Here is an 18,372-nt window from a genome sequence, read left to right as displayed (position 1 = left end):
ACTCCGGGCGGGCAGTCGTCGGTGAAGCAGGAAGTCGTCCCACCGCAGCGCTCACACGCAGCGGCTCAGCCGCGAGGCTGAGGGGAATCCCCGGCGTTCACGCCGGGGAGGAAGTCAACAGGTCGGTCCTCCAGGGGCCCGGGTCGGGGGATGCCGGCCGGATTGCACGGCGGTGGCCTCGGTGAGCCGGTCTTCAGCCGGCGGGCCACGGGCGTTCGGCGGTCACGCGCGCACTCGCGGGTGGCCGAAGCGGAGGTAGAGCGAGGGCACCACGAAGAGGGTGAGCAGGGTCGAGGTGACCAGGCCGCCCAGGATGACGACGGCGAGCGGGTACTCGATCTCGTGGCCCGGCCTGGCTCCGAGGACCACCAGGGGCACCAGGGCCAGCCCGGTGGCGAGCGAGGTCATCAGGATCGGCGCGAGCCGCTCCCGGGCGCCACGCACCACCAGGGCCGCTCCGAAGCCCTCGCCCTCCTGCCGTTCCAGGTGCTGGCAGTGGTTGATCAGCAGGATGCCGTTGCGGGCGGCGATGCCGAAGACCGTGAAGAAGCCGACCAGCGCGCCGATGGTGATGACGCCGCCGCCGATCCAGATCGCGATCAGACCGCCGACCAGTGCCATCGGCAGCGTGAGGAAGACGAAGGTGGCCAGCCGCCAGGACCGGAAGGCCAGTTGGAGCAGCAGCAGGATCGCCGCGGCGGCGATGAGCGCGGTGGTGAACAGGCTGCTCTGGGCGGCCTGCCGCTCCTGGTACTCCCCCAGCAGCGTGTAGTGCGACCCCTGCGGGATCGCCACGCCCTTCAACCGGGTCTTGATGTCCTGGACGACGGCCGACAGGTCCCGGCCCTGGACGTTCGCGCCGACGTCCAGGTAGCGCGAGTTCTGGTCGCGGGTGACCAGGTAGGGGTCGGAGCGCAGGCTGACGGTGGCCAGGTCGCCCAGGCGCACGGTCGCGCCGGAGGCGGTGTTGAGGGCGAGGTCGGCGATCGCGGTGGTGCTGGCGCGGGTGTCGGGGGTGCTCCAGACGTAGACGCCGTAGACCTGGTTGTCCCGGAAGACGTTGCCCATCTCCTGGCCCGCCACCATGGCGGCCGCCTGCCGCCGCACGTCGCCGGGCTTGAGCCCGTACTGCGCGGCCTTGGCGAGGTCGACCTGGATCTGGATCTGCGGGGTGTCGACGGACAGGTCGACGTGCTGGTCGACCACGCCGGGCACCTCGGCGACCTTCCCGAGCACCGCGTTCGCGGTGTTGCGCATCTCCGCCAGGTCCTGTCCGTAGACCCGGACGACGACGGCCTCCTTCGAGCCGGTGAGGACCTCCTCGATGCGCTCGTTGAGGTAGGTCTCCACGTCCCGGTAGAGCCCGGGGTAGCTGTTCACCACGGTACGGACGGCGTTGACCGTCTTCGTGTAGTCGGCCGAGGGGTCGGTGCTGATCCAGACCTCGGCGGCGTTGATCCCGACCACCTCCTCGCCCTGCTTGGCGCGGCCGATGTGGGCGCCGAAGGTGCGCACCCCGGGGATCGCGAGCAGTTCACGGCTCAGCTGGGTGGTGGTGCGCTGCATCTCGGCGTCGGAGGTGCCGGGGATGGCGTCCCAGTGGATCAGCAGGTCGCGCTGTCTGAAGGTCGGGAACAGGGACTGCCCGAGCTGCGGCACCACCAGCGCGCCCAGCAGGATCACCACGCCGAACCCGGCGTAGGCGGCGCGCGGGCGGGCGACGATGCGTGACAGCACCGAGGTGTACAGCCGTTGCAGCCACCGGACCAGCGGGGACTGGCCGCGCCGCAGCGGGGCACGCCGCAGGAAGAGCAGGGTCAGCGCGGGTGTGACGGTCAGGGCGACCACCATCGAGGCCACGATCGCCAGGGTGTAGGCGAGCGCGAGCGGACGGAAGAACGCGGCGGTCAGGCCGTGCAGCAGGAACACCGGGACGGCGGCCGCCACGATGATCAGCGTCGCGTAGACGATCGGGCTGCGGACCTCCAGCGAGGCTTCCAGGATGACCGAGGCGGTGGAGACCCGGCTGCCCTCGCTGCGGGCCTCGCGCAGCCGTCTGAGGATGTTCTCCACGTCGATGATCGCGTCGTCCACCACCGCGCCGAGCGCGATGATCAGCCCGGCCAGGACCATGGTGTTGACGGTGGCGCCGACGGCCCGCAGCACCAGCAGCGCCGCGGTCAGCGACAGCGGGATGGTCACCAGGCTGATCAGGGCGACCCGCCACTCGAACAGGAACAGCACCAGGATCACGACGACCAGCAGGAAGCCCAGCAGCAGCGAGGTCCGCAGGTTGTGGATCGAGTCCTCGATGAAGGTGGCCGGGCGGAAGATCGTGGCGTCGAAGGTGACTCCGGGCAGCCCCGGTTGGAGCGCTCTGAGGGCGTCCTCCACTCCGCTGGTCACCTTGAGGGTGTTTCCCCAGGGCAGCTTCTCGACGACGAGCAGCAGCCCGGGCCGGCCGTTGATGACGGCGTCGCCGATGATCGGCGTGTAGTCCTGGACCACCGGGCCCACCGAACCGAGCGGCACCACGTTCCCGTGCGCGGCCTGGTCCTCCAGCGGCACCTTGGCGAGGTCCTCCGGGGTCCGGACCGCCAGCCCGTGCTCGACCTGGAGCCGCTGCCCGTCGGCCGTGTCCAGCGAACCGCCGGCGCCGACCACCGACCCGGTGGAGAACTGGAGCGCGCCCGAGTCCAGCGCGTCGGAGGTGGTGCGCTCCACCTCGTCCAGGGTGCTGTGCTGCGCCGCCAGCTTCGCCGGGTCGACCTGGACCTGGAGGGTGGGCTGCCGCTCGTTCCAGATCGACACGTCCGCCACGCCGTCCACCCGCAGCAGCCGGGCCTTGACGTTCCAGTAGGCGAGCCTGGAGAGCTCCATGACGGAGTGCTGGTCCGAGGTCATCCCGATCTGGAGCACCCGGGCGGTGGCCGACACCGGCGGCAGCATGACGGGCGGGCTGGCCCACTTGGGCAGCGTGGGACGGACGGTGGCCAGCCTTTCCTGGACGAGCTGGCGGGCGTGCAGGAGGTTGGCGCCGGGCTTGAAGACCATGACGATCGAGGAGAGCTGCGGCACCGAGGTGGACCGCAGGTGGTCCAGGCCCGGCATGCCGTTCATCGCCAGTTCGAGCGGCACGGTGACCAGCGACTCGACGTCCGAGGTGGACAGGCCGAGGCTCTCGGTCTGGATCTGCACCTGCGGCGGCGCGAACTCGGGGAACACGTCCACCGGGGTGTCGCGGACGGTGGTGATGCCGACCACCATCATCGCCACCGCTGCGGCGACCACCAGCAGCCGGTACCTCAGGCTCCACGAGACGATGGCGCGCATCGCCGTCCTGCGTGCCACGGTCATTCCTCTCCGACGCCGTACTCGGTGCCGAGCAGTTCCGGTACCCCGACGGTCACCACCGGCGTCCCGGCCGGCGGGCCCGCGCGCAGCACCGTGACGTTCCCGCTGACGTGGTCGACGGTGACCGGGCTGCGGGTGTAGGCGAGCGGCCCGGTCGGGGTGTACGTCCAGGAGGCGCCCTGCGGGTCGTAGACGAGGGCGGTGGTCGCGACGGCCGTCAGGCCCGAGGCGGCGTCGGCGGCGGCCGGTGCCGGGCGGACCGGCTCCGTCCGGACGCCCAGCCTGCGGGCCGAGTCCTCGGTCAGCACCACCTGGTGCAGGGTGCTGCCCGGGATGGCGACCAGGCTCGCCGGGTGGGCCGCGACGACCGGGCCGGCCGAGCCGTGCGAGCACCCGCCGAGCGCGAGCGCCGCGGGCAGCAGCGCGGCGGCCCGGTAGCGGCGCGGCGCGGTCACGCGGCACCGGCCGGGGAGCGCGGGACCAGCCGCAGGTAGAGGCCCGGCAGCAGGAACCAGGTCACCAGCAGTGAGCTCAGCAGGCCGCCGAGCACCACCAGGGCCAGCGGCCGCAGCACCTCCATCCCCGCGATGTCGCCGCGTACGACGAACGGCAGGACGGCGAGCGCCAGGCCGACGGCCGTCACCAGCGACGGCAGGGCGACCTGTCGGGTGCCTTGCAGGACCAGGTCGACCCGTGGGCTCTCCGGGTGCAGCTGTTCGAGCCGCTGGATGGTGCGGAGCAGCAGGATGCCGCCGCGCAGTGCGAGCCCGAGGACGGCGAGGAAGCCGATCAGCGCCCCCGCCGTCAGGAACCGGCCGGCCACCAGCGCGGTCAGCACGCCGCCGGCCGCCGACAGCGGCAGGGTGACGAACAGCAGGGCCGCCCGGCCCCAGCCGCGCAGCGCGGCGTGCAGCAGCAGCAGGATGCCGGCGGCGGCCGCGAGCACGTACAGCAGGGTGCGCAGGTCGCCGCTCTGCCGCTGGGCGAGGTCGCTGGAGACCTCGGCGTGGTAGCCGAGTGGCAGGCCGAGGGCCTGGACGGCCGTCCGGGCCCGGTCCACCAGGGGGTCGAGGTCGGTGCCGCGTACGTCGGCGGTGATGTCCAGGTAGCGGGAGGCCTGGTCGTGGTCGACCTCGGTGGCGGTCGGCTGCACGGACACGGCGGCGACGTCGCCGAGCGCGACCTGCCGGCCGTTCGGGGCGTCCAGCAGGAGGTGCTGGACGTCGGAGAGGTTCTGCCGGCCGGCCGGCTCGCTCCACACCGACACGTCGAAGATCTGCTGCTGCTGGTAGTAGCTGCCGACCGGGATCCCGGCGAGCAGCACGGCGGTGGCCCGCCGGATGTCGCCGGGCTTGAGGCCCTGGGCGGCCGCCGCCTCGATGTTCGTGTCGATCTTGATGGACGGCACCTGGGCGGGCAGGTTCACCTGCGCGCCGACGACGCCGTGCAGGCCGGCCAGCGACTGCCGGATCCGCTCGGCCTGGGCGGCCAGCACCTGCTGGTCCGTCCCGTACAGCCGGACGGAGAGCGGCGGGCCCTGCTGGGTGCGGCCCGCGTCGAGGGCGGCCTGCGGGTAGGTGAGCAGGGTGTGGCGCAGACCGGTCGCCTCGGTGAGCCGGCGCTCGACGGCCGCCCGGGTCGCGCTGTAGTCCGCGTTCGGGGCCAGGGTGATCCAGCTCTGGGCCGAGTCCACGTCGACCTGCTGGTCGCCCATCAGGGCCTGCCCGAGGTCGCTGGCCACGCCCGCGACACCGGGGACGGCGCGCAGTGCGTCCCCGGCCGCCGCGGTGGCCTGCTGCATGGCCGGCAGCGAGGTGCCGGGCGCGGCCTGCCAGCGGACCAGCAGGCTGCGGTCCTGGGTCTGCGGGATCAGCCCGCCGGTGCCCAGCTGCGGCAGGACGGCCAGTCCGCACACCGCCAGCACGGCGACCGACCCGTACACCCAGCCCGCCCGCCGGACGAAGCGCAGCTGTGCCCGGCCGAGCAGCCGCCCGGCCCGGCGGACCGGGCGGGGGCTCTCGCGCCGGGGCGGCGCCTTCCGCAGCAGCAGGTGGGCCAGAGCCGGGACGACGGTCATCGCGACCAGGGTCGCGGCCAGCACCGCGAGCAGGTAGGCCGTCACCATCGGGCGGGTGAGTGAGCCGCCCAGGCCGCCGAGGAACAGCAGCGGCACGGCCGCCAGCGCGATGGCGGCCAGCGCGAAGCCGAGCGGGCCGCGCAGCGTCGGCACCGCCTCGGCGATCAGCTCCGCCCGGGACGGCGCCGGGCCGGGCCCGCCCGGCTCGGACAGCCGGTGCCGGATCGCGGCCACTGTCCGTACCGTGTCGTCGACGACCACGCCCAGGGCGACCACCAGGCCGGCCAGCGTCATGGTGGTGAAGGTGGCACCGCTGAGGTAGAGGACGTCGGCGGCGGCGACCAGCGGCAGGGTGACGCCCACCAGCGCGATCAGGGCCACCCGCCAGGACCGCCAGCACAGGCCCAGCCAGACCACCAGGAGCACCAGCCCGGCCAGCGCGGCCCAGCCGATGTGGCGCAGCGCGGTCTCGATGAAGGTGGCCGGGCGGAAGACGCCGGTGTCGACGGTGACGCCCGACAGGCCGGGCGTCAGGTCGGCCATCGCGCTCTCCACGCCCTTGGCCACCGCGAGGGTGTCCGCGCCGGGGAACTTCTCGACCACCAGCAGGAAGCCGGGCCCGCCCGCCAGGGCGGCGTCACCGCGCAGCGGCGGGTGGTCCATCACCACCGTCGCCACGTCGCCGAGCAGCACCTTCTTGTCGGTGGTCTCCTCCAGCGGGATCGCGGCCAGGTCCTTGGGGGTGCTGATCGGCTGGATGTGCTGGACCGAGAGCCGCTGGTTCGGGGTGTCGATGAAGCCGTCGGCGCCCGGGGAGGAGGCCTCGACGAAGGAGAGCGGGGAGGTCCACATCGCGTCGCCGGTCGTGTTGATCACCTGGGTCAGGGTGACGCCCTGCTGGTGCATCCGGGCCGGGTCGACCAGCACCTGGAGCTGCTGGTCCCGCTGGCCCCAGATGGTGACGTTGGCGACGCCGGGCACCGAGAGCAGCCGGGGGCGGATCCGCCAGCGGGCCAGGGTGGACAGGTCGATCATCGACACGGTCTTCGAGGACAGGCCGACCATCATGGCCCGGCTCTGGGCGGACAGCGGCTGGATCATCACCGGCGGGGTGCCGACCTGGACGACGGCGGGGCCCTGTGCCACCCGCTCGGTGACCAGTTGGCGGGCCTGGTAGATGTCGGTGCCCGGCTTGAAGGTGAGGTCGATCGCCGACAGGCCCGGTCTGGACTGCGAGCGCAGGTGGTCGAGGAAGGCCAGGCCGTTGAACTCGTCCTCCAGCGGCACCGTGATCAGCTGCTCGACCTCGTTGGCGGACAGTCCGAGCGCCTCGGTCTGGACCTGGACGTGCGGCGGCAGGAACTCCGGCAGGGTGTCGACGGGCGCGTGGCGCAGGACGGCGGTGCCCAGGAACAGGACGACCAGGGCGGCCGCCGCCACCGCGGCCGCCAGCCGGATGCTCGATACGACGATCCACCGCACGGTCGGCACCACCTAGCCTGCTCCGGCGCGCTGCCACGCCGATCCACCAGGACCCAACGTGGCCAATCATGCACCCGGAGTAGTCGTACGACCGCGTGTGGCGTCCGTTCGCGTGTCGTTCGGCCCGGCGACCGCGGGTCAGCCCGCGTCCGGGGCCTGTCCGTAGTAGCGCTCGACGTGCAGCCTGACCACGATCCGGCGGTCGCGGACCATGGCGGCGCGGTAGTCGTCCCAGTCCGGGTGTTCACCGCTGAGTGTCCGGTAGAGGTCCACCAGCTCCTCGACGGTGGCGTCGTCGGGGGCGGCCGCGACCGGGGTGAGCTCGGCGGTGCCCTCGGCGACGGCCCAGGACCAGAAGTCCGCGCTGGTGACGTGGAAGCTGGCGCGCGGGTCGCGGCGCAGGTTCCTGGCCTTGGCGCGGTCCTCGGTGACGGACACCCGGATCAGGGCCGCGGCCTCGTCGTAGGCGTACATGACGTTGGACAGCTGCGGGCGGCCGTCCCGCTTGAGGGTCGCCAGTACGCCGCCCTTGCGGGCGGCGAACAGGGCGCGGAGCGCGGCTTCGTCGGCCATCGGGGCCTCCTCTGCTGATGGGGGGTCAGTCGGCCCGGCCCACCCTACGCAGCCGTCCGCGCCCGCGCCCGGTCCGACACCAGGACGGTCAGGAGACCCGGGTCAGGGTCCAGGTGTTGGGGTTGAAGCTGGGCACCGAGCCGACCTGGCAGCCGCTGCTGTAGTAGGAGCCGACGATGGCCCAGCCGGCCGGCGGGTAGGTGGTGCTACAGGCGTTGACGCTGGTGCCGACCGGCAGTCCGGTGAGCTGCTCGATCTGCTTGGTGTTGGGGCTGAAGTCCCACGATCCGCAGCCGGAGCTGTGCCACCACTGGACGTCGACCCAGCCGGCCGGGGTCGACGAGCTGCCGCAGACGTTGGAGGTGCCGCCGGGCGAGGCCTGGGCCGGGGCGACGGACAGGGTCACGGTGGCCGCGGCGCTCAGCAGCGCGACACCCAGGGCGGTACGCAGACGTGGCATGGGGGCTCCTCTTGCTCGATCCGGTGGATGAGGGCGGATGGCTCCGCGTCCAGCCGCTCCGGATGGCAACTGTAGTGAATGCCACTGGGCGTCAGCAGGGGATTCCCGGCCAGAATATGACCCGTTCAGGTCGTTCGAGAACAGAGGAGGGCGGAATCACCTGGATTTCAGATGGTTCCGCCCTCCGGGGCTCACATCAGCTGACGTTGATGTCGTCGGCGTAGTAGTTCCCCTGTGCGTACCAGCCGTGCACCCAGACGGTCACCGAACTCACGGCGGCGCCGGTGGTGAACTTGGTCGACAGCTGCGACCAGCCGGTGCCCGAGGTCCAGGTCGAGGTGTCGGCGCCGGAGCCGGTCACCCCGAGGTAGGTGTAGTTGCCCTGCACCCAACCGGACAGCGTGTACGTGGTGTTGGGCTTCACCGTGACGGTCTGCGAGCACTGAGCGTCGTCGGACCCGCTGGGCATGCCCTGGAGGGCGTGCGTGCCGGAGTGCACCGGACTGCCCACCACCGTGCCGAGGTTGCCGGTGCAGGTCCACGGGGACAGGCCGCCGGACTCGAAGCCGCCGTTGGCCACGATCCCGCCGGAGCCGGTCGGCGAGGAGGACGGGGACGGCGAGGAGGACGGGCTGGAGGAGGGCGAGGAGGACGGGCTCGACGACGGGGACGGGGACGACGACGGGGAGGAGGACGGGCTCGGGCTGGACGAAGGCGAGGACGACGGCGAGGAGGAGGGGCTCGGCGAGGGCGCCGGGCAGCTCGCGGCCGAGCCGTTGGTGTCCGCCACCGCCGCGTTGAACAGCGTCGCCGCCGGGTCCAGGTCGTACAGCGAGAACATCATCGTCCCGCCGAGCCCGTTGCAGTGCAGGTAGTCGGCCTTGGCCTGGACGGACCTGGTGCTCTCGCCGGACCAGAAGTTGGTGCCGTCGTAGAAGTACGAGGCCTGGGCCGCCGGGTCCCAGAAGGTGTCGGCCGGGTTGTCCACGATGCCGGAGAGTTCCTTGTACATCCGGACCCCGGCCACGTTCCCGGAGTCGGCCGCACCCGCCGCCGGGCCACTGGCGCTCTGGTAGAGGCCGTGGTTCGCGCCGGCCGCCACCCCCGTCCAGCCCCGGTAGTAGAACGGCACGCCGATGTTCAGCTTGCCCGCCGGGAAGCCGCCGGGGATCGAGTACTGCGGATCACCGACCGTGTAGGCCTTGATCGCCTCGTCCGCCGAGTACTTGGCCGTCCCGGGCGGGATCGGGTTCGAGGGGTCGGCCGGGTTCTGGTAGACCGGGGCCTGGTGGTTGGTCGGCCCGGTCGGCTCCCAGCCGCCGTGCATGTCGTACGTCATCGGGTCGCCGAAGGTCAGGTACTGCCCGATCTTGTCGGTCTCGACGTACCGCATCTTGTCCTGGCCGGCCGGCAGGGCCGCCGAGAGCGAGTAGGTCTTCCCGTCCGCGAGGCCCTGGGCGTTCAGCTCGGTGCGGAACTCCGCCAGCAGCGCGGTGAAGTTCTGCTTGTCGGCCGGGGTCGCGTGGTTGCCGGTGTGCCCGCCGCCGCCCGGGTACTCCCAGTCGATGTCGAAGCCGTCGAAGATGCCCTTGCCGGTGCCGGCGCCGCCGTAGCCGCCCTGCGAGGGCAGGTTGCCCTTGATGAACATGTCGATGCAGGAGCCGACCAGCTTCTTGCGCGAGGCGTCGGTGGCCGCCGCGTCGGAGAAGTACTTGGAGTAGGTCCAACCCCCCAGCGACAGCACGACCTTGAGGTGCGGGTTCTTCTTCTTCAGCTCCTGGAGCTGGTGGAAGTTCCCGACGATCGGCATGTTCCAGGCGTCGGCGGTGCCGTCGACGCTGAGGTCGGCGCCGTAGCTCTTCCCGTAGTCGGCGAACGAGTCGCCCGCGCCGTCACCGGCGTTGGGGTTGTTCTCGTCCTGCGAGGCGGCCGAGTTGGCCTCGAAACAGGTCAGGTTGGTGGGGTCGATGTTCTCGAAGTCGTAGATCAGGTAGTCGAGCTTGCCCGCCATCCCGGAGGTGTCGACGTTCTTCGGGTAGAACGCGTTGGCGTAGACCGACCACTGGTCGTAGTACGCCACCTTGAGCCCGCCCGAGGTGGCGGGCGCCCCGGTGGTGTTGGTCGGCGCGGCCGTGGGGGTCCGCGGCGAGGCGGCCTGGACGTTGTGCACGCCCAGGAGCGACATGGCGGCACCCAGCAGCACCGCCGCCGAAGTCACCGCCAGTGCCGATCGGTTGGATCTGCGCATGCTGAGCTCTCCTGTCACGTGGGGGCATACAGGACCCCGTCCGCCAACCGGAGATCGTCGGGGAGGCGGCAGACGGGAGCAGAGGAGCAGTGGAGCAGGGTGCGGGGGTGGTGCGGTGGGGCATCGGAACTGTGGGTAACTCGCCCTTCCAGCAGGCGGGTTACCGGCAGGCACCCGGATCCGGGCGGCGTGGGGGCCGGCCGGCAGTGGGGTCCGGCACACAGGGTGGACTAGACCAAATGGGCTGTCAAGGGATCCCGTCCGGGCCGGGCGGGCGCCGCCGGACGCACGAAGTGGCTGGTCGGTTGACCGACCAGCCACTTCGTCGTCCGGGGCCGCGTCCGCCCCGGGATCTCAAGTCCGCGTCAGGCGGCCGCTCCGGCGTCGCCCGGACCGCAGGCCACCCCGTCGCCGTTGCTGTCCAACCCGAGGTCGTCCCGGGCGTGGACGGCGAGTGCGTGGTAACCGTGCGCGACCAGCCACCCGCAGCGGGCCGCCGGCGTGTCCTGCACCCCGGCCGGGAAGGCGCGCGGGACGCACTGGTTGATCTGGCCGTAGGCGTGGTCGCAGCCGTCCGCGTCGGCCGCGACCGGGACTTCGGTCGGGCCCGCCGCCGGCTGCCGGGCCGGGGCCGGGGCGGCCGCGGACGGCCGGCCCGGGGACGCCTCAGGCGTGGCGGCCTGCTGGGCCGGTGCCTGCACCTCGTTGGCGAAGTTCAGCACATGGGGGGCGGGCGGTTGCGGCGGCGGCCCGGCAGCGGCCGGACGGGACGCGGCGCCGCCGGTGGCCAGCACGAAGGCCAGCGCGGCAGCCGCGCCGGTGCCCAGGACGGCTGCCGCCACCCGGCGGCCGCGGCTGCCGCCGCGCCGCCGGTGGGACGGAGTGCGATCGGTCATCGGGAGGACTCCTCTCTGCGTGCTGCGGGTCGGCCGGTCACATCAGGTGGACCCACTGCGCCACCGACGGCACGCCGTTCGCGTTGACCACGAAGAGCATGTAGTACCCGGGCGGCGCCAGGTTCGGGTTGCTGGTCACGTTGAGGTTCACGCTGCCGCCGCTGTTCACGGTGAGCGGCAGGTCGACAAACCGCTGGTTCGGGTCCGAGGAGTGCGTGACCGCCGCCGGGCGGATCAGCTCGGCACGCACGATCGGCGAGTCGACCGTGACCTTCTGGCTGGAGCCGTACGACCACATCGGGTTGGCCACCGAGGTGATCTTCGGCTGGGCGCCGTGCAGCAGGTACGGCGGCGTGTAGACCGAGACGTGCATGTTGAACGACCCGTCACCGGGGTTGTCGCCGACCGACATCACCCGGCCGTCCGGCAGCAGGAACGACGCCGAGTGGTAGCTGCGCGGGATCGGGTCGGTGGCCATGCCCGGGGTGAAGGTGTTGGTGGTCGGGTCGAACATCGACGCCTCGAACACCGGGTCCGTCCGGTTGTGCAGACCGCCGCCGGTCTCGAAGACCTTGCCGTCGGGCAGCAGCACCGAGGAGACGTACATCTTGCCCTGGGCGCCGGTCTCCTTCGCACCGTTGCTCATGGTGCCCTGCGGCAGCAGCGGGCCCGGCTGGTAGGCCGGGCTGGCGGCCTTCAGGTCGATCAGGTCGGTCTGCCGGCCGGCGTCCACGTTGGTGTAGATGTTGCCGCCGCCCATCACCATGACCCGCTGGTCCTGGGCCGGGGGCAGCATCACGCTCATCGACTGGTCCCGGGTGTCCTTGCTCTGCAGGCCCGGGACGGGCGTGATGGTGTTCGCCTGGTAGTTGTAGATCGAGGCGCCCGTCCCCGGAGTGCCGTTGCCGAAGACGTGGCTGCCCGAGTAGAACAGCCGGCCGTCCTGCATCAGGATCATCGCCGGGTAGAGGCCGAAGTACGACCAGGTCTGGTTGACCTGGCTGCTCGCCAGCCACTTCTGCTGCGCGTTGGAGAACAGCTCGGCGGTCACGCTGCCCGAGGAGTCCGCCTTCAGGCCGCCGAAGGTCATGACGTCGCCGTCACCCATCTCGGTGGCGGACGGGTACCAGTGGCCGTCGTTCATGTCGTTGACCCGGGTGTAGGTCTGCGCGACCGGGTCGAAGATGTACGAACTGGTCAGCCCCTCGTACCCGTGGCTCCCGTCGGCGGCCGGGTAGGCCTTCGTGCCGCTCATGATCAGCACCCGGCCGTCCGGCAGCTGCACGTGCCCGGAGCAGAACATGTCGGTGGGAGTGGCGATCTGGGTGAACTTGCCGCTCGCCGGGTCGTACACGGCGGAGCTGAACGTACCGGCGGCGAACGCCATCGGGTCGTTGCCCGAGCCCGCCATCAGCAGCACCTTGCCGTTGTGCAGCACGATGGCGTGCATGCTGCGCACCGGGTTCAGGAACGGCAGCACCTGCCACGAGCCGGTGGTGCAGGCCGCGCCGGCCGTGCACGTACCGCCGGTGACGGGGACGGTGGTGTCCTGCATGGTGTAGTCGTCGGTGACCAGCGTGCCGGTGCCGTAGACGGTGGCGCCCCAGGAGATCCGGTCGGTGTTCGGCGGGACGGCCGGGGTGCGCACGGTGGTGTGCTGGTACGCCGCCGTCGCCGGGAGGGTCTCCAGGTCCGTCCAGTACTGCCAGCCGGCGGTCGTGTCGTGCCGGAAGGCGGTCACCACGGTGTTGGGGGTGGTGGACTTGTACCAGAGCCCGAGGTCGTACTGGTGCTTGGGCGTCACGGCCGGCGCGCAGGACGCGTTCTCCGTCATCAGCAGCTTGTCGTCACCGGTGGTGACCCCGGTCACCGTGATCGACATCGCGGTGCTGCCGCCGTGCGCGGCGGTGGTGCGGCTGTACGCGACCGTGCCGTTGCCCCAGCCGGACTTCTCCCAGCAGACCGGGAAGCCGGTGGAGTCGAGCTGCTCGAACCCCGGGTTGGCGACCAGGTTGGTACCGGCCCACGCCGGGCGCGCGGCGAGCATCAGCGCCAGCAGCGAGAACATGGCCAGATAAGCCAGGCCGGCCTTGTGACGGGACGTCCGTTGCACAGGAGGTTCCTCCAAGCGGGGTGGATCGGCGGCGGTCGGGGCCGGGCCCGGATGAACCACCGGACCGGCGGCCCGCCCGGCCGGGACAGGACGGCGGGGCAGCCGAAGTGGTGCGGCAGGTGCCGTGCGACGCGGTGACGTGCGGTGCGGTGCAATGCGGTGCCCACGAACGAGGTGCGGGAACGCGAGCGCGCGCCGGACAGCGGTACGCCGTTGCGGTCCTGACGCGAGGTACGGGGTGAGGCAGAGGACGCGATGGGATCGGACGCGTCTTCGACGGCGATCCTAGTCGGTCCGCGCATGGGGGAATGTCGGAAAATGTCACGGATCGGAACCGGTGCGGTGTGCGTCCCGTGGACGCGGCCCAGGGGTGCCCCCTGGGCGCGCCCTGCTCAGTGGAAGGTGAGCGCAGTGGCCTCCCACTGGGCCGTGGTGGTGCCGGTGGCGGCGCACTTCTCGGCGCTGGTGACGAAGCGGTAGGCGGTGGTCAGGCGGTAGGAGGAGAGCTTGAGCACGGGCAGCGTCTGCCAGCCGGACGCGAAGATCGGGGCCGGGCCGGAGTTCGTCCCCACCGCGCTGAGCAGCAGGTCGTCCGGAGCGCACGCCAACGGGTGGGCGCTGGTGCTGAACCCGGTGGAGTTGTGGTCGTAGACCGAGGACGCAGTGGCCTGCGGTCCGGCGGCGGTGAGGCCCTGGAACTCGTCGACGGCGATCTGGTACTTGCTGGACTTCGGGTAGCCGAAGCTGATCCGGTCGGCGGTGTTCAGCGGCTTGGCGTGGAAGGCCGCGAACACCATCGTGCGGTGCCAGTAGGCGTCGACGACGTCGCCGACCAGGCTGTAACCGTTGCCGGCCGTGTCGGTCACTTTGACCGGACCGGCGCTGGTACTGGTGAGCATCATGCTGACGACCAGCGCGTCACCGGCCGCGACGGGGTGCAGGACGGCCAGGTCGACGCCGGACGTACCCAGGATCTGGAAGTCGTCGGCCGTCCGGGCGACGTAGCCGATCCGGCCGTCGGCCGAACTCGTGGAGGCCACGGGCGCCTCCGCACGGTCGGTACTGGCGGACCACCCGAGCAGGGCGGCCGCGGTGAGCGCCGCCGCCACGAGGAACAGCACGGGCCGGCGTCGGCCCCGGACGCGGCCGCCGCTCCGGGGCCCGCTCCCGGGCCCGTCCTCAACCTCATTCCCCGGCCCGTCCCCCGGCTCGTCTTCGGGCCCGTCCTCCAGCTCGTCTTCCGGCTCGCTGCCGGGTTCGGGCAGCACCGGGTCACCGGGCGGGAGGTCGGCGGCCAGGGGCGGCCGCAGCTGGATCCGCCGCCAGGCGGCCTCCCACTCCTCGACCGCGCCCTTCGAGGCGCCGCACGCCTCCACGATGGCCAGCACCCGGCCCAGCGGCGGCAGTCGGGTGCGGCGCGGGTCCAGCGCGTCGGCGATCGTGCTGCGCGGCAGGCCGCTGCGCCGCTGGAGCTCGCGCAGCGAGAGGTCGCCGGACCAGCTCTTGAGCAGGCGGAGCCGGTGGACCAGCTCCTGCGCGGTCGTCGCGCCCGCCGGGTCCGGCGGCTGCTCCGCCCCGGGCCCCGGCGGGGGCGACGGCTCCGAAGACCGCAGCGACACCTGGTCATCGTCGACAGACACTCGGCTCCCCCGTGCGCGACACCCACCCCGACAGTGCGGTGGACACTACCGCCGACGGACGGACGGCGGTAGATCGCCTTGCCCGCACGGCCGGTGGACCGGGAGCGCGCGGGGCACCGCTCAGCGGGGAGCACCGCCGCGCAGCACGGAGGCGAGGACGGCGGGGTGGAACAGCGCGGCCGGCGGGGAGACCAGCGACATCACGTTCTGGAAGGCCGAGCAGACCAGCGGATCGGTGGTGGCGCGGGCCAGCACCTTGTCCAGATAGCGGTGCTGGAAGCGGACCAGGGCCCCGGTCGGGCCGCCGGTGGTGGTGGGGAAGCGCACGTCCTCGCTGGCGGACATCGTCCAGGCGTTCCTGGACGCGGCGGCGACGCCCCTGCGGCCCGCGGCGGCCGCCGCGTGGCCGATGCCGTCGTGCCGGGCGACGGCCGCCCCCAGGGCCCGGGCGCCGAGGGCCGCGACGGTGACGCCCTGCCCGTACACGGGGTTGAAGGTGCACGCGGCGTCGCCCGTCACCACCAGCCCCTCGGGGGCGCTGCGGTCGTAGCGCCGCCGGACGCCCGGGCCGGGACGGAAGCCCCGGACGTCGGTCGCGGGTTCGGCCCCGGCGAGCAGCTCGCGCATGCTCGGATCGCGCAGCAGACCGAGCTGCCGGTCGAACCCCGCCTCGCCGGGCTCCGGTTCGGCGCCGCGCATGCCGCCCACGCTGACGATCCAGCGGTCGCCCTCGACCGGCAGCAGGACGCCCAGGCGCGGTGCCTCGGGCCCCTTGGTCTGGAGGTACAGGGCGGAGTAGTCGAGCTCCAGCCCGGGCGGGCGGTGGAAGAGCCGGCTCGCGTACGCGACGCCCGCGTCGACCCGCTCCTCGGGCACCGGGCGGCAGCCGAGTTCGGCCAGCCAGGAGGGCAGCGCGGAGGACCGCCCGGAGGCGTCCACCACCAGCTCGGCCGGGATCTCGCGGGCCTCGCCCGGGTTCTGTCCGCGCTCCCGGACCCGGACGCCGGTCAGCGCCCGGGCCGTGCCGAGGAGTCCGGTGACCTCGGTGCCCTCCAGGAACTCGATCGAGGACTCGCCGCGCACCCGGTCCAGCACCGTGTGGTCCAGCAGGGGCCGGGTGCAGGACAGGAAGGCGATCTCGCTCTCGAACTCCGCCATCCAGCCGGCCGAGCTGAGCCAGCGCAGCGCGGGCGCCAGCGGGACCCGGACGGCCCCCGCCGCCAGCAGCTCCTCCCGGATCCCGGGCATCAGCTCCTCCAGGACGCGGTGCCCGGCCTCCAGCACCAGGTGCGCGTGCCGGCCCTGCGGCAGCCCGGCCCGGAAGTCGGGCCGCGCCGGGTAGCGGTCGCGTTCCACCACCACGATGCGCTCGGCGTGCCCGCGCAGCGCCCAGGCCGCCAGCGTGCCGGCCAGCCCGCCGCCGATCACCACGGCCGTGCCCCGACCTCGGATCCCACCCTCAACCATCATGCTACAGACAGTAACTGAGACACCTTCGGACTGTCACCCGGCAGAGCCGGAAACCGGACGCGGCCGGGGGCAGGCGAAGGCGAAGTCAGGTGCGGACGGGACCGGACGCAGACGGGCCGCGCCCCCGCGTGTGCGGGGAGCGCGGCCCGTCGGGTCCGAGCCGGTCAGCCGGCCGTGAAGTAGCCGCCGATGTCGGCGACCACGTTCACGGAGCCGGCCCGGTTGTAGATGTCCAGACCGTCGTTGACGACCCCGACGCCGCCGCCGACGAAGGCGGTGGTGCCGTCGCCCAGCGAGCTGGTCACGGCGTTCGGGATGGTCTGCCCCGCACCGAAGTTGAGGTTCGAGAAGTTCGGCCTCGGCGGAGCCGGGATCGCCGGGAAGACCGAGAGGTAGCTGCCGGCCGTCGCGTCGGTGGCGGTGACGTTGAGCACGACGTCCGTGACCGCGTACGGCGGGACGCCGTACTGCCACGAGTTGGGCACGACCTGGTTGGCCTTGTCCGGGCCGAACGGCGTCCCGTAGCCGCCGATGCCCTGCCGGGTGTCCAGCACCCGGGTCGGGCCGGTGGGCACGAACAGCGAACCGTTGGCGGAGTAGTAGCCGCTCAGGTCGGCGACCAGGTCGACGGACCCGGCGCGGTTGTAGAGGTCGACCTTGCCGTTCGTGACGGGGACGGTGACCTGGTTCGGAATGGTCTGCCCGGCCGAGAAGTTCAGGTTCGACACCGTCGGACGCGTCGAGCCGTCCGGGTAGACGCTGACGTAGCTGTCCGCCGTCGGGTTGGTGGCGGTCACGTTCAGGACCACGGCCGTGACACCGCCCGGCAGGACCGGCAGCACACCCGAGCCGTTGACGACGTCCAGGCTGATCATCTGGGTCGGCCCGAGCTTGGCCTGCGGGGCGCCGGTGCCGTCACGGGTGTCCAGCATCCGCAGCGGACCGATCCCGGTGTAGCGCGAACCGCTGTCCCCGGCCCGGTAGTAGCCGCTGATGTCGGCCAGCAGGTCGACGGACCCGGCGCGGTTGTAGAGGTCGACCTTGCCGTTCGTGACGGGGACGGTGACCTGGTTCGGAATGGTCTGCCCGGCCGAGAAGTTCAGGTTCGACGCCGTCGGACGCGTCGAGCCGTCCGGGTACGCGGTGACGTAGCTGCCCGCCGTCGGGTTGGTGGCGGTCACGTTCAGGACCACCGCCGTGACGCCGTCGGCCGGTATGCCCCCCTGCCCGGTGACCTGGACGCCGACGGACTGGCCGGCCCCGACCTTGGCCTTCGGCGCGCCCGTCCCGTAGCGGGTGTCGAGCAGCCGCGCGGGCGGGACCGGGACGAAGGTGCCGGGCGTGCCGAGGGTGATGTGGCCGCCGTTGCCGGTGTAGTTGAGCGACACCGGCTCCGAGGTCGTCATGGCGTTGGCGCTGTCCGTCAGCGTCAGCCGCCCGTTCAGGGCGACGGTGTCCGACAGCGGCGCGCCGGAGATGTCGAGATCGATGGTCTCGCCGTTCGAGCGGCAGCGGTTGTTGCAGTCCGGGATGTCCAGCGTGAGCGAGCCGTCCGGGCCGGCCGTCCAGTGGCGGCCCTGCCAGACCACGCTCGGGGTGTCGACCCGCTCGAAGTTGCTGCGCACCGAGAGCATCTGCCCGAGCTGCTGCGGCGTGTAGCCGGAGGCGGCGACGGAGGCGGCGGAGAGCGTCAGCTGGATGTCCATCGCCGCGTTGAAGTAGCCGGTGTAGACGCTGATCCCGCAGTGCGTGCCGGTGTCGTTGCCGCCCTGGAGGTTCGCCGGCGTGGTCGCCCAGTCGTGGTACTGCTGGCTGCCCGCGTCGTGGCAGCCCGCGCTCAGGGTGAGTACCCGCTGGCCGGGCTGGTCGTGCGCGGCGGCGACGGCGCCCTGCAGCGGCAGCAGCCCCGAGACCGCGATCGCCCCGGTGACCCCGACCAGGCCCCGTAGTATCGTCCTCAAGATTCAGTTCCCCCTTGTGACCGTCCGGCCCAGTGGGCCGGTCCCGGGGATCCTAGCGAGCGGATCTTCCGTGCCGTCAGGCGCATCCCCCGGCAAGG

General features: G+C 72.3%; 11 protein-coding genes. All 11 read right to left on the bottom strand.

All coding sequences use genetic code 11. The features are described from left to right. Window positions 1-222: 222 nt before the first annotated feature. Window positions 223-3,351 carry an efflux RND transporter permease subunit gene (locus ABD330_RS22920; protein WP_344467828.1) on the bottom strand — a complete coding sequence of 1,043 codons (3,129 nt, stop codon included), beginning with the start codon at window positions 3,349-3,351 and terminating at the stop codon, window positions 223-225. Between the two features lie 2 nt (window positions 3,352-3,353). After that, window positions 3,354-3,809 (bottom strand): hypothetical protein, encoded by a 456-nt coding sequence (locus ABD330_RS22915; protein ID WP_344467827.1) that lies wholly within the window; start codon window positions 3,807-3,809, stop codon window positions 3,354-3,356. Further along, window positions 3,806-6,913, bottom strand: coding sequence for an efflux RND transporter permease subunit (locus ABD330_RS22910; RefSeq protein WP_344467826.1), 3,108 nt, complete (start codon window positions 6,911-6,913; stop codon window positions 3,806-3,808). Before ABD330_RS22910 ends, ABD330_RS22915 begins: the two co-directional genes overlap by 4 nt. A 138-nt stretch (window positions 6,914-7,051) precedes the next feature. After that, complete coding sequence (locus ABD330_RS22905; RefSeq protein WP_344467825.1) at window positions 7,052-7,486, bottom strand: PPOX class F420-dependent oxidoreductase; 435 nt, start codon at window positions 7,484-7,486, stop codon at window positions 7,052-7,054. Window positions 7,487-7,574: 88 nt separating this feature from the next. Further along, window positions 7,575-7,946 carry a hypothetical protein gene (locus ABD330_RS22900; protein ID WP_344467824.1) on the bottom strand — a complete coding sequence of 124 codons (372 nt, stop codon included), beginning with the start codon at window positions 7,944-7,946 and terminating at the stop codon, window positions 7,575-7,577. 196 nt (window positions 7,947-8,142) lie between these two features. Beyond that, entirely contained in the window at window positions 8,143-10,194 is a 2,052-nt protein-coding gene (locus ABD330_RS22895; RefSeq protein WP_344467823.1) for a glycosyl hydrolase family 18 protein, read from the bottom strand. A 365-nt stretch (window positions 10,195-10,559) separates the two neighbouring features. Next, complete coding sequence (locus tag ABD330_RS22890; RefSeq protein WP_344467822.1) at window positions 10,560-11,090, bottom strand: hypothetical protein; 531 nt, start codon at window positions 11,088-11,090, stop codon at window positions 10,560-10,562. 37 nt (window positions 11,091-11,127) lie between these two features. Continuing rightward, on the bottom strand, window positions 11,128-13,158 hold the full coding sequence (locus tag ABD330_RS22885) for a galactose oxidase early set domain-containing protein (protein ID WP_344467831.1): 2,031 nt from the start codon (window positions 13,156-13,158) through the stop codon (window positions 11,128-11,130). Window positions 13,159-13,595: 437 nt separating this feature from the next. Then, entirely contained in the window at window positions 13,596-14,843 is a 1,248-nt protein-coding gene (locus ABD330_RS22880; RefSeq protein WP_344467821.1) for a hypothetical protein, read from the bottom strand. Window positions 14,844-14,963: 120 nt separating this feature from the next. Next, window positions 14,964-16,313, bottom strand: coding sequence for an NAD(P)/FAD-dependent oxidoreductase (locus tag ABD330_RS22875; protein ID WP_344467820.1), 1,350 nt, complete (start codon window positions 16,311-16,313; stop codon window positions 14,964-14,966). A 164-nt stretch (window positions 16,314-16,477) separates the two neighbouring features. Continuing rightward, window positions 16,478-18,274: a hypothetical protein gene (locus tag ABD330_RS22870; RefSeq protein WP_344467819.1), complete on the bottom strand. Its 1,797-nt coding sequence runs from the start codon at window positions 18,272-18,274 to the stop codon at window positions 16,478-16,480. Window positions 18,275-18,372: the final 98 nt, after the last annotated feature.

The sequence above is a fragment of the Kitasatospora kazusensis genome (assembly GCF_039529945.1).
In the GTDB taxonomy this organism is placed as follows: Bacteria; Actinomycetota; Actinomycetes; order Streptomycetales; family Streptomycetaceae; genus Kitasatospora; species Kitasatospora kazusensis.
This window is presented reverse-complemented; position numbering and strand designations above follow the sequence as displayed.

Coding starts and splice junctions, on each gene's coding strand:
- ABD330_RS22905 (WP_344467825.1), bottom strand. CDS start 7,486: ATGGCCGACGAAGCCGCGCTCCGCGCCCTGTTCGCCGCCCGCAAGGGC.
- ABD330_RS22900 (WP_344467824.1), bottom strand. CDS start 7,946: ATGCCACGTCTGCGTACCGCCCTGGGTGTCGCGCTGCTGAGCGCCGCG.
- ABD330_RS22895 (WP_344467823.1), bottom strand. CDS start 10,194: ATGCGCAGATCCAACCGATCGGCACTGGCGGTGACTTCGGCGGCGGTG.
- ABD330_RS22890 (WP_344467822.1), bottom strand. CDS start 11,090: ATGACCGATCGCACTCCGTCCCACCGGCGGCGCGGCGGCAGCCGCGGC.
- ABD330_RS22885 (WP_344467831.1), bottom strand. CDS start 13,158: ATGTTCTCGCTGCTGGCGCTGATGCTCGCCGCGCGCCCGGCGTGGGCC.
- ABD330_RS22875 (WP_344467820.1), bottom strand. CDS start 16,313: ATGATGGTTGAGGGTGGGATCCGAGGTCGGGGCACGGCCGTGGTGATC.